At 53.8% G+C, this 14,678-nt stretch carries 18 protein-coding genes; all 18 read right to left on the reverse strand.

Features of this window, described 5'->3' with window-relative positions:
- Positions 1 to 1,188: 1,188 nt before the first annotated feature.
- Positions 1,189 to 1,935 carry a hypothetical protein gene (locus AC3G2T_RS29445; protein ID WP_488437783.1) on the reverse strand — a complete coding sequence of 249 codons (747 nt, stop codon included), beginning with the start codon at positions 1,933 to 1,935 and terminating at the stop codon, positions 1,189 to 1,191.
- 16 nt (positions 1,936 to 1,951) lie between these two features.
- On the reverse strand, positions 1,952 to 2,299 hold the full coding sequence (locus tag AC3G2T_RS29450) for a 2Fe-2S iron-sulfur cluster-binding protein (protein WP_474681421.1): 348 nt from the start codon (positions 2,297 to 2,299) through the stop codon (positions 1,952 to 1,954).
- A gap of 32 nt (positions 2,300 to 2,331) precedes the next feature.
- On the reverse strand, positions 2,332 to 2,916 hold the full coding sequence (locus AC3G2T_RS29455) for a nucleotidyltransferase family protein (RefSeq protein ID WP_488437784.1): 585 nt from the start codon (positions 2,914 to 2,916) through the stop codon (positions 2,332 to 2,334).
- 35 nt (positions 2,917 to 2,951) lie between these two features.
- Positions 2,952 to 3,245, reverse strand: a complete 294-nt coding sequence (locus tag AC3G2T_RS29460; protein ID WP_474681423.1) for a 2Fe-2S iron-sulfur cluster-binding protein — start codon at positions 3,243 to 3,245, stop codon at positions 2,952 to 2,954.
- 21 nt (positions 3,246 to 3,266) lie between these two features.
- The gene (locus AC3G2T_RS29465; RefSeq protein ID WP_474681424.1) at positions 3,267 to 3,446 is read right to left on the reverse strand and encodes a DUF2768 family protein; all 180 of its coding nucleotides are present in this window, start codon (positions 3,444 to 3,446) and stop codon (positions 3,267 to 3,269) included.
- Positions 3,447 to 3,621: 175 nt separating this feature from the next.
- Positions 3,622 to 3,906, reverse strand: coding sequence for a stage VI sporulation protein F (locus AC3G2T_RS29470; protein WP_474681425.1), 285 nt, complete (start codon positions 3,904 to 3,906; stop codon positions 3,622 to 3,624).
- 76 nt (positions 3,907 to 3,982) lie between these two features.
- Positions 3,983 to 5,026 carry an NAD(P)H-dependent glycerol-3-phosphate dehydrogenase gene (locus AC3G2T_RS29475; RefSeq protein WP_474681426.1) on the reverse strand — a complete coding sequence of 348 codons (1,044 nt, stop codon included), beginning with the start codon at positions 5,024 to 5,026 and terminating at the stop codon, positions 3,983 to 3,985.
- A 37-nt stretch (positions 5,027 to 5,063) separates the two neighbouring features.
- On the reverse strand, positions 5,064 to 5,660 hold the full coding sequence (plsY, locus tag AC3G2T_RS29480; RefSeq protein WP_474681427.1) for a glycerol-3-phosphate 1-O-acyltransferase PlsY: 597 nt from the start codon (positions 5,658 to 5,660) through the stop codon (positions 5,064 to 5,066).
- Between the two features lie 12 nt (positions 5,661 to 5,672).
- A complete protein-coding gene (der, locus tag AC3G2T_RS29485) occupies positions 5,673 to 6,998 on the reverse strand; it encodes a ribosome biogenesis GTPase Der (RefSeq protein WP_488437785.1) in 1,326 nt (441 codons plus the stop codon).
- Positions 6,999 to 7,164: 166 nt separating this feature from the next.
- On the reverse strand, positions 7,165 to 7,350 hold the full coding sequence (locus AC3G2T_RS29490; RefSeq protein ID WP_488437786.1) for a capping complex subunit for YIEGIA: 186 nt from the start codon (positions 7,348 to 7,350) through the stop codon (positions 7,165 to 7,167).
- 5 nt (positions 7,351 to 7,355) lie between these two features.
- Positions 7,356 to 8,264, reverse strand: a complete 909-nt coding sequence (locus tag AC3G2T_RS29495) for a YIEGIA family protein (RefSeq protein WP_488437787.1) — start codon at positions 8,262 to 8,264, stop codon at positions 7,356 to 7,358.
- Positions 8,261 to 8,875 carry a YphA family membrane protein gene (locus tag AC3G2T_RS29500; RefSeq protein ID WP_488437788.1) on the reverse strand — a complete coding sequence of 205 codons (615 nt, stop codon included), beginning with the start codon at positions 8,873 to 8,875 and terminating at the stop codon, positions 8,261 to 8,263. Before AC3G2T_RS29500 ends, AC3G2T_RS29495 begins: the two co-directional genes overlap by 4 nt.
- An 85-nt stretch (positions 8,876 to 8,960) precedes the next feature.
- The gene (fni, locus tag AC3G2T_RS29505) at positions 8,961 to 10,019 is read right to left on the reverse strand and encodes a type 2 isopentenyl-diphosphate Delta-isomerase (protein ID WP_488437789.1); all 1,059 of its coding nucleotides are present in this window, start codon (positions 10,017 to 10,019) and stop codon (positions 8,961 to 8,963) included.
- Between the two features lie 48 nt (positions 10,020 to 10,067).
- Positions 10,068 to 11,378, reverse strand: coding sequence for a 30S ribosomal protein S1 (rpsA, locus tag AC3G2T_RS29510; RefSeq protein WP_474681433.1), 1,311 nt, complete (start codon positions 11,376 to 11,378; stop codon positions 10,068 to 10,070).
- Between the two features lie 145 nt (positions 11,379 to 11,523).
- Positions 11,524 to 12,105, reverse strand: a complete 582-nt coding sequence (locus AC3G2T_RS29515) for a lysophospholipid acyltransferase family protein (RefSeq protein WP_474681434.1) — start codon at positions 12,103 to 12,105, stop codon at positions 11,524 to 11,526.
- A 1-nt stretch (position 12,106) separates the two neighbouring features.
- Positions 12,107 to 12,790, reverse strand: a complete 684-nt coding sequence (gene cmk, locus AC3G2T_RS29520) for a (d)CMP kinase (protein ID WP_488437790.1) — start codon at positions 12,788 to 12,790, stop codon at positions 12,107 to 12,109.
- A gap of 101 nt (positions 12,791 to 12,891) precedes the next feature.
- On the reverse strand, positions 12,892 to 13,110 hold the full coding sequence (locus tag AC3G2T_RS29525) for a hypothetical protein (protein WP_488437791.1): 219 nt from the start codon (positions 13,108 to 13,110) through the stop codon (positions 12,892 to 12,894).
- A gap of 64 nt (positions 13,111 to 13,174) precedes the next feature.
- Positions 13,175 to 13,828, reverse strand: a complete 654-nt coding sequence (locus AC3G2T_RS29530; protein ID WP_474681437.1) for a flagellar brake protein — start codon at positions 13,826 to 13,828, stop codon at positions 13,175 to 13,177.
- Between the last annotated feature and the right edge of the window lie 850 nt (positions 13,829 to 14,678).

Consider the following 14,678-nt stretch of genomic DNA (forward strand, 5'->3'; position numbering starts at 1 on the left):
ATGTCCGCTATCTTTTTTTGCGGGCGCCTATTTCCGAAAAGCACATCATGCTTTCCCTGCCATGCTAAAGAACCTCTGAATGAATATATGAGAGACAGCTCTTTGATATTCTGAAAAAAATTAAGGACCATCCATGGGAGTCTGTCCGATGGACTCAGTAGAAGGCATACTTATGCAAAATGACAGACCTTGTGCAGCTTAAGCGGCATAAAGTCCGTCATTATTAAAAGTAAGTTTGTCGGAAAGACACCTAACCCAGGGCATTAGAATGACGAAAGGGCCGTCCCCGTAATAAGGGAGGGGGTGAGCGGGCTAACAGCAGAGACGGCGATTTGCCCGTTTCGGCAAGCGGATCGACAGCCTGAGCCTGGACCGCGAAGCCCGGTTCGATGGCTTAGCGCGATTGCCAGGGCCATAAGCCCGGTTCGATTGCTTAGCTCGATTGCCGGGCCGCGAAGCCCGGTTCGATGGCTTAGCCCGATTGCCGGGCCGCGAAGCCCGGTTCGATGGCTTAGCCCGATTGCCGGGCCGCGAAGCCCGGTTCGATGGCTTAGCCCGATTGCCGGGCCGCGAAGCCCGGTTCGAAAGCCTAACTCAGCTGCCTGAATCGAAAAGCCTGCAAAAGTACAGGAATTTTCTGCAGAAGTGGCTCGTTTTCGGGAAAAGCCTGCGAAAGTGCAGGAATTATCGGCCAAAATGGAGTCCAAACCCGATTCGCAGCGAAAAAACTGTACTTTTGCAGGAATATTTCCCCGTAAGCGTATCTGCGAGAAAAAAACTGTACTTTTGCAGGCTTTCTGCGTAATTTCTATTTGCTCGTGAGATGACAGCTCCGCGGACTCGTTTTTTCACAGGCTTGCTGAGCACTGCCTCGATGCTCTAGCGGAGTACTGTCTCGCAATAACTCCACGCTGCACCTGCTCAGCTCCGCCGCACTCCTTGCGCGCCCCCACGCTGCGCCTGCCCTAGCTCCGCCGCACTCCTTGCGCGACTCCACGCTCCGTCTACTCAGCTCCGCCGCACTCCTTGACCGCCCCCACGCTGCACCTGCCAGCTCCGCCGCACTCCTTGCGCGACTCCACGCTGAGCCTGCCCTAGCTCCGCCGCACTCTTGCGCGACCCCGCGCTGCGCCTACTCGGCTACGCAAGCAGCCCGAAAGCTGCTTACGGATCAGCCTGCGGGCAAAGCTAATTATCGGATGGAAGCGGCTGGTTGTCTTCCCAATAGTAAGGATAGCTTTTAGCGGGTACAAAATAGGAGCCGGCTACGAGCAAATCGCGCAAATCCTGCTCGGGCGCAAGCGAGTTTTGCATCGCCTTGTCCTGGATCAGCTTCATGATGTCCGGCGCATAGTCGATCGCTACCGTACCGGAAACTTTATCCAGCATGTAGTTGACATAACTTTGTCTATTAAACGCCGATTTGATTTCCGGAGATTTCATGCCCAGCTTCTCAAAATCGACATAATCGAACGCTTCATCGATGGCGATGCCGGCGGGCAGCTGTCCGTTATGCTTTACTTTATAGGCGTCCACTTTGGTCTGCACGTCGGCTACGCTTTGAAACGCAGATAGATCGATCAGCTTCACTTCCGGCTTCGTTTCCGCATTGACGAGCACATACATAAAAATGCCGCCCTTTTCAAAGGCGTTGGCCGGGACGCTGCTCAAATAGTTCATTTTTTGCAGCTTGCCGAAATCGACGACATATTTCTCATAAAGCGGCGTGCTCATATCGCTGTTTTTGATCGGCAGAACGCCCGTCTTCTCATGGAACTTGTCAATTGCCTGCTGAACGACCGTAATGAATTCGCCGGGATTGATTTTATTTTCCTGACGCAGCTCTTTCGGATAAGCGCAGCCGCTTAACAGGACGAGCAGGCAGAGGCATAGAACGTACAATTTCAGCTGCCGGGGTATGAGATAAGTTTTCAACGCGGAATCATCCTTTTTAAAATAAATCTTCTTCCTCCCGCTGCCTGGCAAGCTGTGCGCGAATCGCCGCCTTCAGCGGATCTTCCGGAACGATGACCTGCACGGGGCCGGTTACGCGCGCCTGGCAGGCAAGCCGGAATCCTTCGTCGGCCTGGGCGCCGAGCTTCAGCCGCTCGTTCTGATTCATCGGGGCCAGGCCGCCCGCATCGGCCACTTTTACTTTGCACATCAGACAGGCGGCTTTGGCCCCGCAGCGCGTACGGATGTTGACGCGGGCCCTGCGGCCTGCATCCAGCAAAGTTGTGCCGGGGCGCACCCCGATTTTTTTGTCGTCAGGCCAAAAATGCACTTCGCAAAGCGCCATCGCTATTCCCTTCTTTTTGACCGAAAATCGGATTATAATTGGCAGTCCAGCAGCATTTCCAGCCGGCGCAGCATCGGAATGCCCCAGTTGTTGCGGGCCAGCAAATCCTGAAGCGCCGGAAAATGCTCGCCGGGCTTCTGCTGCATAGCCTCGGCAATGCGCTCGTAGCGGTCGGGACGGTCGCGCAGCACATTGAACAGCAGCTCATGGGCGAGCGGCATGACTTTGACCGTACTCTCGCCGATGCATACCTCCGTGCTGTGGCGATCCCAAAAATAAGCCGCTTCGATCCGATAGGACGAATCCAGCGCGTGAACGCGGAAGGAACCTACCAATTCGACCGCATTGTCTTCAATTTGATAGTGACTAAGAATAGAAGCATAGATCGGAGTTTCGCTGTATAACGGCTGGTCCGTAGCATAGATGCGCAAAGCTTCGTGCACCCGGTCCACCTCTTCCTGATCGATATACAGATCCAGATCCCTCGGATCTCTCTCCAGCTTAATGCCGTGCATAAGCAGCCCGCAGCTGCCTCCGACGAGCCATTTCGCAGCCTGCGGCTCCAGCCGCCGGTAAATCGTATTTAAACCGCTGCAGAGCGGCTCTGATAAAAACAAGGGGCCCCACACCTTTCCGTATGTATGCTATGATGTTAAAAATATGGTTTGTGCGTGACGGAAATATCCCCATTTTGTCGAATCGCGCATTGACAGGCCAACCGGAAGCCTTGCTCCAGTTCTTCAGGCTCCAGGCGCAGTTCCTCCGCTTCGGTCGGCGGGGCCAGCAGTTCCCTTCCCGCTGCGACGTAGCACCGGCATCTGGCGCATGTCCCCCGCGTGCACGAGAAGCCCCAGTCCACTTGATGTTTCAAAGCAAGATCCAGAATCGTCATTCCGGTATCGGTTTCAACTTTGGTTTGGCCTTTGCGAGTTTTAAGCTCCAGCATCCTTTCAACCCTCCACGCAGTCTACAGCATTGAAAGCAGCATGTACACCATAATCGGAATAAAAAGCAAAAAAGCGATGATCGACAAAATGGCGCGGACAGCGCCCTTCGTACGCGTTCTTGCAAACGAAATCAATAAGGAAGCAAAGACCATAAGTCCGATGGCGACAAACGACGCCCACATTTTATCCAAACCTGACATTCCCATTGCTCCTAATGTTAAATTTGCAAATTCAGCACTAATTATAGCATAAGCCGAAAAAAAATAAACCTTGACGGTCAGAGCCGCTCAAGGTTTTACGCTGCAAGCCATCTGTTTTTGCAAAATCATCCGCCTGCTCTTCGATATGAAATCAGCCGCAGGGGAAGCGCCTCTATCACTTATTTTTCCCAAGCATCATTTGCATCAATTCCTGCATGTTGTTCGTGTCCAGCTTGCTGCTTTTTACGGCCTGGATAATTTCCTTCATCGTCTCTTCCGAAACTTTGACGTTGACCAGTCCGGAAATCTGTTTGATCAGCTGGCGAAGCTGGGCTTCGCTAGTCATCGTCGAAGGTTTTACGCCGCTTGCTATTTTTTGGATATCTTTAGGAGTAACGGATTTACCCGTTCTTTTCTTGACCACGTTCAAAACGTCTTTGGACAGATCTCGATTCGTCACAATTGCCGCCTCCCTATTCCTGAGATCATTAAACTATCTAAGGTATAGTATGAAAGCAGGCTATGTATGGTGTAGGCTACCCCAACCATTTTGTCGCCGAGGAGCTGGCGATTTCTTCGATTTCATGCGTTTTGACGCGCCCCATCAAATCTTGCGCCGCCAATTTGGGCGACTTCCCTTCGAACAAAACGTGATGCAGCTCATCCGTAATCGGCATCGTCACCCGGTAGCGGCGGGACAGCTCGTAGGCCGCCTTGGTCGTCTTCACACCCTCAACGACCATGCCCATTTCTGCGAGCACTTCATCCAGCGGCGCGCCCTGCGCGAGCTTGTATCCGGCCCGCCAGTTGCGGCTGTGCTTGCTCGTGCAGGTGACGATCAGATCGCCGATGCCCGCAAGCCCGGCGAACGTCTGCGGATTCGCCCCCATCGCTGTGCCGAGCCGGGCAATTTCTGCGAGGCCCCGCGTAAGCAGCGCCGCCTTGGCGTTATCGCCGAAGCCGAGGCCGTCGGTAAGACCGGCGCCCAGCGCGATAATATTTTTCAATGCGCCGCCGACTTCGACGCCTTCGACGTCAGGATTCGTATATACGCGGAAATACGCGTTCATCAGCAAATCCTGGGCCGCTTCCGCCGCCGCCACCTCGCGGGCCGCAACGACGACGGTCGTCGGACATTTGCAGATGACCTCTTCGGCATGGCTCGGCCCGGACAAAACGACGAGCCGATTGGCGTCGAAATCAGGCAGCTCATCGGCGATGACCTCCGTCATCCGCTTGAGCGTGCCTGCTTCGAATCCTTTGGTCGCATGGAGGAGCAGCGCATCGCTTTTCAAATACGGGCGAATGCGCGAGGCTACCTCCCGCATGCCGGACGAAGGCACGACCATCACGATGGCGTCGGCATCCTGAACGGCCTCCTGTAGCGAATTCGTCGCAACGATAAGCGGCGACAATTCGATATCATTCAGAAAGCGGCTGTTGCGGTGCTCTTCATTGATTTCGCGGACCTGCTGCTCGCTGCGCGACCACAGCAGCACCTGCTTCCCGTTATCCGCCAGCACGGAAGCGAGAGCCGTCCCCCAGCTTCCGGCGACGAGTACCGAAACTTTATTCGACAATATGGATGCCTCCTTAACCGGCTAAATTCAGTATCGGTCAGGCCCGCTTCGAGCCCAATTTGTTCTCCTTGCCTTGAATCAGCTTGACGATATTCGTGCGATGGCGAATAAAGGCAAATACGCAAAGCAAAATGCTGATCCACAAGATCGGCAGCGGCCGGTCCATCCCCCAAATTAAAAATGGTAAAAGTGCTGTAAGAATAAGGGAACCGAGCGAGACAAATCTTGTTATGGCAATGATGACGATAGCGGTAATTCCGGCGATCAAGGTAGGGATGAAGCACAGCGTAGCCATCACGCCGATCGTGGTCGCGATGCCCTTGCCGCCGCGAAATCCGAAGTAGACCGGCCAGTTATGGCCGACGATGGCGGCAAGCCCGCACAGCACGCGAATCCATATTTCGTCCGGCGCCGCCCAAATGCCGAACATGACAGCCGCGACGCCTTTGAGCCCATCCAGCAGCAGGACCATGATGGCCGGGCCTTTGCCGAGCACGCGCAGCGTGTTCGTCGCGCCCGCGTTGCCGCTGCCGTGCTTGCGGATATCGATGCCCTTGAACCATTTTCCAAACAAATAGCTGAAACTGACAGACCCTAACAAATATCCCGCAACTATAGCTATGATCGAATACAAGCTCAATTCCCCCTACTCGTCATCCGACGATTTTCTGCGGCTCAATATGCGAATCGGAGTTCCCTCGAAGCCGAAAGCCGCCCGTATCTTGTTGTCCAGATAACGCTCGTACGAGAAATGCATCAGCTCGGGCTCGTTCACGAAAAGCACGAAAACAGGAGGCTTCACCGCAACCTGTGTCGCGTAATTGATGCGCAGGCGCTTGCCTTTGTCGGTCGGCGGCGGGTTGTAGGCTACCGCATCGGAGACGACATCGTTCAAGACGTGCGTCTGCACGCGAAGCGCATGATTCTCCGCTACCTGCACGACGACCGGCAGCAGCTTGTGCAGCCTTTGCGTCGTTTTGGCAGAGACGAATACGACAGGCGCGTACGTCATGAACAGGAAATGATCGCGAATCTTTTGCGTGAACTGGTGCATCGTTTTGTCGTCTTTTTCCACGATATCCCATTTGTTCACGACGAAAATGGCCGCTTTGCCGGCTTCGTGCGCATAACCGGCGATATGTTTGTCCTGCTCGATAATGCCCTCCTGACCGTCGATGACGACGAGGACGACATCCGCGCGCTCAATCGCCTTCATGGCCCGCATCACGCTGTACTTTTCCGTGTTTTCGTAAACTTTGCCGCGCTTGCGCATGCCCGCCGTATCGATGATGACGTACTTTTGCCCGTCCCGCTCAAAAGGCGAATCGATCGCGTCGCGCGTCGTTCCGGCCACATCGCTGACGATAACCCGCTCTTCGCCGAGAATAGCGTTGGTGAGCGACGATTTGCCGACGTTCGGGCGCCCGATAAGCGCAAACTTGATCACTTCTTCGCCATACTCCTCTTCCGCCGCCAGCGGGAAATGGGAGCACGCCGCTTCCAGCAAGTCGCCGATTCCGATTCCGTGGGAGCCGGAAATGCCGATGGGATCGCCGAAGCCCAGGCTGTAAAACTCGTAAATTTCGTCCTGCCGCTGCAAATTATCCACTTTATTAACGGCAAGCACGATCGGCTTCTTCGAACGGAACAAAAGCTGGGCGACTTCCTCGTCGGACGGAGTGACGCCGGCTTTGGCGTCCACCATGAAAATAATGACGTCGGCTTCCTCAATCGCCAGCTCCGCCTGCACGCGGACCGATTTCAAAATGGCGTCATCGCCGTCGATTTCGATACCTCCCGTATCGATGACGCTGAACGGCTGATTCTGCCATTCGCCGACTCCATACAAACGGTCACGCGTAACCCCCGGTTTATCTTCCACAATCGCAAGCCGGTCTCCGACAATACGATTAAAAATTGTCGATTTGCCGACGTTGGGACGTCCTACAATCGCAATAACAGGTCTGGCCACTTATTGTTCACTCCCTAGTGTTGTTCGCCACAAAAACTGGCTTCGCAAGCGTCAACTTCATTTTGCTTTTGGAAAAATTCACAACTTACATCATAACAAAAAAGACACGGCTTGGCTAATACCAAATGAGATGCGCTCATTCGGGCAGGCTTTTCTTCCGCATGACTCAGAAGTGCCTTACCAAGATCATCGTGCCGTTTTTCAAATCGTGAGCCGTTGCGTTCAATATTTTTTCCAATAAAAATGAAACTTTTTCCTGTTCTTCGGGGCTGTCCACGATAAAAATCGGCGCGCCGCCCCCCACCCGATCATGCTCCATGCTGACAACCGCAAGTATTTGCGACATCGACATCCTTCTCAAGCCTCCTTCCGTTGATTGACGCCGGCTTCGGAAGGCTTGCGCACCGCGCTTTCCAGCACAGGAACGCGATTCAGGGCGGTCAGCAATTTGTCCGCATCCTTCTCTTGCGGCAGCAGCAGGAGCGCCAGCGTACCGTCATTGATATTCAGCTTCGCCATCGGAACCAGAGAAGGCTCGCCATCGTCGCGGTATACGCCGAACAGCGTGGAGATGTCGTGCAAAATAGCTTGCCGCTGCCCCAAATTCGCCAGCGTAACGCGGCTGTTGCGGTTTTTCGGCTTCAGGTGATAACCGAGCGCGTGTTCCTGAATCAGCTTGCGGCTGCTTTCAAGGCCGACGTTCATCATGTAAATGGAGCCGACGAACAGGTCCGGCCCATCCAGGCGAACCGGCGCCTGCTCGATATGAGCGATCGATGACAAATTTTTGCCGGATTTCAAATAGTTCGACAGCCATATGGTAACGATCCCTGCCAATGCCCCCCAGTACCAGTCAAATATAATGCTGAACAGCGAGGCGGCAAAAGCGGAAAAAATGACGAGATAGTTCCTGCCCTCAAACACCATGGCGATTCCTTCGATATAGGATACTCCTCTGGGAACGAGCTCCAGCTCGTCGATTTTGGACAAGCTTTGCCTCTCCATGTTGCGGACATCGCGAAACTGCTGCGCCGCAAGCGACAAAAACGTAACGGCCGTATAGTTTTTTTCCAGCAGCGCCGGAACCGCGACCGCCCCCAGAGCCGCCGCGATCACGCCGAGCGAGATGTGAATGATTTTTCCGTGCGGGTAAGTCGGATACTGCCGATAATCGGTGCGCAGCATGTTCATCCGGGATAAAATGCCGAAGATGACACCTATGACGACACCTGTCGTGTAGCGGTTCGCATGGATCCACTCGATCACTTTTTCCATCCTCCTTTTCGTTCCAAGACAGCCTGAAACCCGCTGTAAACTTGCTGCACCACAACGGTCAATACACGCGCCGCAAAAACCGCGAGCCACCATTGATCCTGAAAACCGGTGCCGCCGATCCGGTGAATGCCATTCCACGTATGAATGCTTGTCTGATACAGCTCTCCCAGCAGGCAGCCGATGGAAAGCCCCGCAATTTGCTGCAGTTCGCTGCGCTGAATGACCGCGACCGCGAAAGCCAGAAACAAAGCCGTATCCCACCCGGGATTGCCGACAATGAGTATCGGGTCCATCACCAGCAGCTGCTGGATCAGGAAGTGAAAGGAACCCAGCAGCAGTCCGATGGAAAGCAGGTGCAGCTTCTGGATGAAGCCCCGAGTCGCAAAAAGGATGCCTATGCTGACCAAAGCGATTCCCGCATACACCGCATACATTTGCACATGGCCCCATGTAATGACGATTCGCGAGCCAACGAGCCAAGCCATAAAAAAAAGAAGTATTCCCTTGTACGATATACTTCTTAAAAAAATCTCCTTCCAGCCGCTGACAACCAAAATCAGCGCAATGCAGAGGAGAATGAGCGAAAGATAGCCGGAATTCATGTCGTTACCCACCCTGCGGAACTTCGGGCCTCCGGACGCATCGGTCCGGAAGCTCCGTCTGAACCTTAGTATGGCAAAAAACAAATTATTTACTCCGGGTTCCTCTTTCTGCATATTCGGTTGTTGAAATGCCGCGCGCCCTGCACCACTCGGCCGTTTCGCCGGTTATGACGGCTGGGCGGTCCCACAGCTCCCTGACCGTGCGGGCGCCGAGCGCCGTCATGATCAGGACGAGCCCATCGTGCAGCTCGCCGGCAAAACGGTGCAGCGCATCCGCTCCTTCGGTGCGCAGCACCTTCAGGAAGGCGCCGGCCATCCCGACGGCGGAGGCGCCGAGAACGAGCGCTTTGACCGCTTGCAAAGCGTTCGTAATGCCCCCCGAGGCGATGACCGAGCCGCGGGGATACACTTGCAGAGCTTCGAGCAGCGCGACGCTCGTCGGGCTTCCCCAATCGTTCAGCCAATCCAGCGCCGATGAACGCCGTGCATTCTCGATCGCGGCAAAATTCGTGCCGCCGGTCCCGCCGACATCGAGGATGCGCACGCCGATGTTATGCAGCTCCCTGGCGTTCTCCCCCAGGATGCCGAAGCCGACCTCCTTGACGATCACCGGCACTCCGGCCTGCCGGACAATCGCTTCAATGCGGCGCAGCATGCCGGTAAAGCTGCGGTCGCCTTCAGGCATGATCAGCTCCTGCATGACGTTCAAATGAATTTGCAGCGCATCCGCTTCGATCATGTGCACGGCGCGCAGCGCTTGCTCCACGGTCGCTTCGCTGCCTAAATTGGCGAAAATGACGCCGGCCGGGTTTTCGCGGCGCACCACCTGATAGCTGGATGCCATCCCGCTATCCTTAATCGCGGACATTTGCGAGCCTACGGCCATCGCCAGCCCCTTCTCCCGGGCGACGATCGACAGCTCGCGGTTAATGATTTCCGTCTCCTTAGCACCGCCGGTCATCGCATTAATTAAAATCGGCGAGCTCAGATTGAGTTCGCCGATTTGAGTCGTTAATGCAATTTGATCCGTCGAAGTCTCAGGCAGACAATTGTGCACGAGCTTAACGTCCGACAAGCCCTGCTTGCCGGATTGGCCGAGCTCCAGCGCATAATGGACATGCTCCATTTTGCGTGAAACACGCATGTTGAGTCCTCCTAAGTGCTTTCTGCCGGAAAGCTTTCATCGAATCGCTTATTTGAACTTGGAAAGCTTGTCGCCGAAACGCTCGCCGAGCGTCAGGGAAAGACCTTGATTGCTGAGCGAAACGTTCTCGTTGCCGGCAATCTCTTTTTGATGGCTTGCGCTGTTGCCGCGGTCGCGGTCGGCGCGAGGCTGTCTTTCTCTTTCCGGTTTCGCGGATGCCGCAGGAGCTTCAGGAGCTTCTTCGGTCTCTTTGATGCTTAAGCTTACGCGCTTTTCAGCGGCGTTGATTTCAAGAATTTTCACTTGAACTTCCTGGCCCTCTTTCAATACTTCGTGAGGAGTGCCGATGTGACGGTGAGCAATTTGGGAAATGTGCACCAAACCTTCTACGCCCGGAGCAACCTCAACGAACGCGCCGAAAGATGCAAGGCGTTTTACAGTGCCGGAAACGATGTCTCCCGCTTTGAATTCGCGCTCCACTTTGGACCAAGGCCCTTCTTGCGTCGCTTTGATGCTGAGGCTGATTTTTTCGTTGGCCGGATCGAGTTTGAGCACTTGAACTTTGACTTTATCGCCTTCTTTGACAACGTCCGAAGCTTGCTCGACATGGTGCCAAGCCATCTCGGAAATATGTACAAGTCCGTCGATGCCGCCGATATCGATAAATGCGCCGAACTGCGTCAAGCGTTGAACCGTGCCGTCCAGCACTTGTCCCACTTGGAGCCCTTCGATGATTTTCTTTTTGTTCGCTTCGAATTCTTCGTCCAGAACATCTTTCTGGGACAGAATCACTTTGTTTTTCTCGCGGTCGATCTCTTTCACGCGAAGGCGAAGCGTACGTCCTTTGTAGTCGCTGAAATCTTCAACGAAATGACGCTCAACCATGGAAGCCGGTACGAAGCCGCGAACGCCGACGTTGACTACGAGTCCGCCTTTTACCACTTCGGCTACGGCAGCTTCGATAATTTCGCCTTTTTCCAGCTGGCCTTGCAGCGTTTCCCACGCTTTTTCGCTATCGATGGCGCGTTTGGAAAGAACAAGCGTTTCTTTCGCATCGTTGATCGATACGATTCTCAGTTCGACTTCCTGACCGATTTGTACCGCTTGGCTTGCGTCTTCAACGGTTACGGAAGAAAGCTCGCGCACAGGAATAACGCCGTCGTATTTATAACCGATATCAACGAACGCTTGGTCCGCATCCACTTTCACGATTTTACCTTTAACCGTAGCGCCTTTTTTCAGAACGGCTACGTTGTTCAGCGCTTGTTCGGCTTCAGCCTGGGATACGGCTGTTTCCTCCACCTCTTGAACTTCTTGTACCTCCTGGGATTGATCTTGCACTTTTACTTCTTCTGACATTGGTTAGTCCTCCTCATTCAACACTTACAATAATAGTTTATAAGTCACAAAGCATCGGCAAGCGAGCTTCTGCTCTGTATCAAACAAAAAATTCCATTCGCTTAAGAATAGTATAATTCCAAGCTTTCAATTCCATACATCGCGCTCAGCCTTTATTGTGCGACGCGTGCAGGGCGCGAATTTCTTTCATGATCAATTCGGTAGCTTGTTCCAGATCATCGGAGCTCGCTGCCGCAAAAGGGCTCAGATCGACCGGTTTCCCGTAGACGATCTTCATGGCGCGAAACGGCTTGTATTCGCCGATGATCGCTACCGGCACTACGGCTGCGCCCGATTTCAACGCAAGGCTGGCTGCGCCTTTCTTGCCCATTCCTCCGGCGTTGCTGCGGCTGCCTTCCGGGAAAATCCCCATGACGCCGCCGTCCTTCAGCAATTGGATCGCCAGGCGAATCGATTCTTTGCTGACGCCGCCCCGTTTCACGGGAAAAGCTCCCACTTTGCTGATGGCCGTGCCTAATACCGGAATATCGAAGAGCTCGGCTTTCGCCATAAAGTACACCATGCGCTTTAGCGGCGACCCGAGTAATGGCGGGTCCCACAAGCTGGTATGGTTGGCGCACAGGACAACCGCGCCCTGGGCAGGGACGTTGTCCGTTCCAATCGCGCGAAGGCGGAAAAGCAGGCCGAATATGACTCGAAACATCGCTCTGCCGATGCGGTAAAGCATCTTATTTGCCACCTCCGACTTTGTCTTTGCAAAGCCCCAAAATCCCGTCAACGACTTCATCTATCGTCATCGATGTACTATCCATAAGAATAGCGTCGGGAGCCCGTTTAAGCGGCGAAATCGCTCTTTCCTGATCCAGTTGGTCGCGGCGCGCAATATCCTGCTCCAATTGCTCGAGCGTCAGCGTACCGGAACCGCTGTCCTGCATTTCTTTGAAACGCCGCTCCGCCCGCTCTTTGACGCTGGCCGTAAGGAATATTTTGAGTTCAGCGTCCGGTATGACATGGGTGCCGATATCTCTGCCGTCCATGACAACGCCTTTGGATACCGCCATTTGCTTCTGCATGGCTACAAGCAGTTCCCGGACGGCGCCGATACTGGCGATCTGGGAAACATGATCCGTAATGGAAGTCCTGCGGATCTCGCGGGTCACGTCCGTGCCGTCCACTAGCACCTGTTGTCCGTCGGAACCGGGCACCAGCACGATGTTCATGCGATTCGCCAAAGCAATGACTTCCTTTTCTTGGTGAGGAAGCAGCCCTTCCTGCTGTACCTTCCACGTTACTGCCCGATACATGGCCCCGGTATCCACGTAAACAAAACCAAGCACGCCTGCGACAAGCCGTGCGATGGTGCTTTTACCGGCTCCGGCGGGGCCATCTATGGCAATATTGAACTTTTCCAAGCTGCGGCTCCTCCTAACAATACCTTACGAACAAAAAAGCAGGCACTGCCTGCTAATGATGAAAATTATACCACACCCAAAAACCATATGCAAAACTAGAATCACTCGCCGCCGGTTTGCCGGCCTATCGGATACGGTTTGCCTTCCAAAGGATCGACTCTCGTAAAATGCTTGCGTACGTACGGAATGTGAAGCAGCGATTGCGCGCACAGCAGCAGAACGAAAAAAACGAGCGTCAGCCGGATCAACGCCTTCTCCACCTTGGCGGAAAAGACGATGAACAGCCGCTCGTAATCCGGATCTTCTTGATCCGATTTCATGGAATCACCCGCTTGTTATTGGCATTTTGCATCGTAGTATGCCCAGGCGCGGCGATTCTATGCATTATCTTTTGCGGAATTCCATCTGTCTTTCAAAGCAGAACCGGATCAGCTTTTGCCGGTCGCGGTCGACGATTTCGACAAATCTTACCATGGCGAGCTGCCGGCCGCTTTCCAGCTCTTTGATGCGGACGATTTCGCCCTTGAGCGGAATGTGCTCGATGCTTCCGTTTTTGAACGGCACCAGCACCCAACAGGAGATCTGCATATTGACCCCGATCGGTACGTGAGCGTCGCAAATAAAGGAAATGCCGCCTCCGCTCACATCGTCGGTCAGCGCGGTAAACTGGATTTGCTCGGATATCCGGACGGCCACTTCCAGCTCTGCAAGCACGCGCAGAAAGCTGCGCCGCTGAACTTGGGTGATCGCCTCCGGCTCCGGCTTTTTCAGCTCGACCAAGCGGATGACATCTTCGCTGGAACCTGTAACGGTAGTGGTGAAATAGTTTTTCACGCCGTCGCTGCCCAGAAAATAAGTGCTCAGTTCATCGCCTGTGTACAATTTTTTGAATCTGCCGGTCGTCTCGTTCAGCGGAACTTCGATAACAATAGTCGTATCCGAAATGTCGGCAATTCTCGACTTGTATTCGATCTTGGATTCCTCTTCGTCAATAGAATTGATCTGCATATGTAAAATTTGGTTAACCTTAGGAAACAAAGCCTGCACCTCCAACGCATTTTATGTCAAAATCTGCTTCTTAAGCACTACATCTCTGATTATAACATGACAACCGATTTTAGAAAGCAAATAAAAAAAATCACCCTGCGGGTGACAAACGAATACATCCGTCGGAAAATGAACGACCGGCATCTCCGGCATGGTGAGAAAAAGCTGTGAATGACCACCGGCACCTGCCATTCGCAGACAACATGCAAAAAAAGGACCTCAGTAATGCGCGTAAAATCTGCAAAAATCAGGCAGTTGCTGGAACCCGCCCGCAAAGCCAGATGGCCTGGCTGCCTACATCCCCCGCGTCGGAGGTGATAGCCGCAATCTGCCTGGCTGTGCGAAGAAAGCCTGCTAAAGTCAGGCTCCCCATAACCCACGCGTCAGAGGCGATAACCTCAATACGCCTGGCTGCACGAAGAAAACCTGCAAAAATACATGAATTTGCGTCCTCAATTACTGGCTACGAACAATTCCTGCAAAAGTGCAGGCTTTTTACCGAATACATGGACTCAGATTCATTTTTAGCAAAATTCCTGTACTTTTACAGGATTTTCGCCTTTATAAGCCAATTCCGCAGAAAAAAACTGCACTTTCGCAGGTTTTCACCCTACCATCCTGCTTCCTGCCCGGTTGCACACTTCCACGACCTATGCCGGGAGGCATACGTTGGGAAACGACCCTACCGCTTCCCCTAGCCTTAACAAGGTGTCGCGACTTTCCAGGGTGATCTGACTTTCGCTAGGTTTCATCCTAAATAGGCTTGCCAAGCCGCCTCATGCCCCCTTCCGTGCAGCATCTGCAACCCGCGCCGAAAGAGGCGTACATTAAGAAATGGCCC

This window comes from Paenibacillus sp. sgz302191, assembly GCF_057749925.1.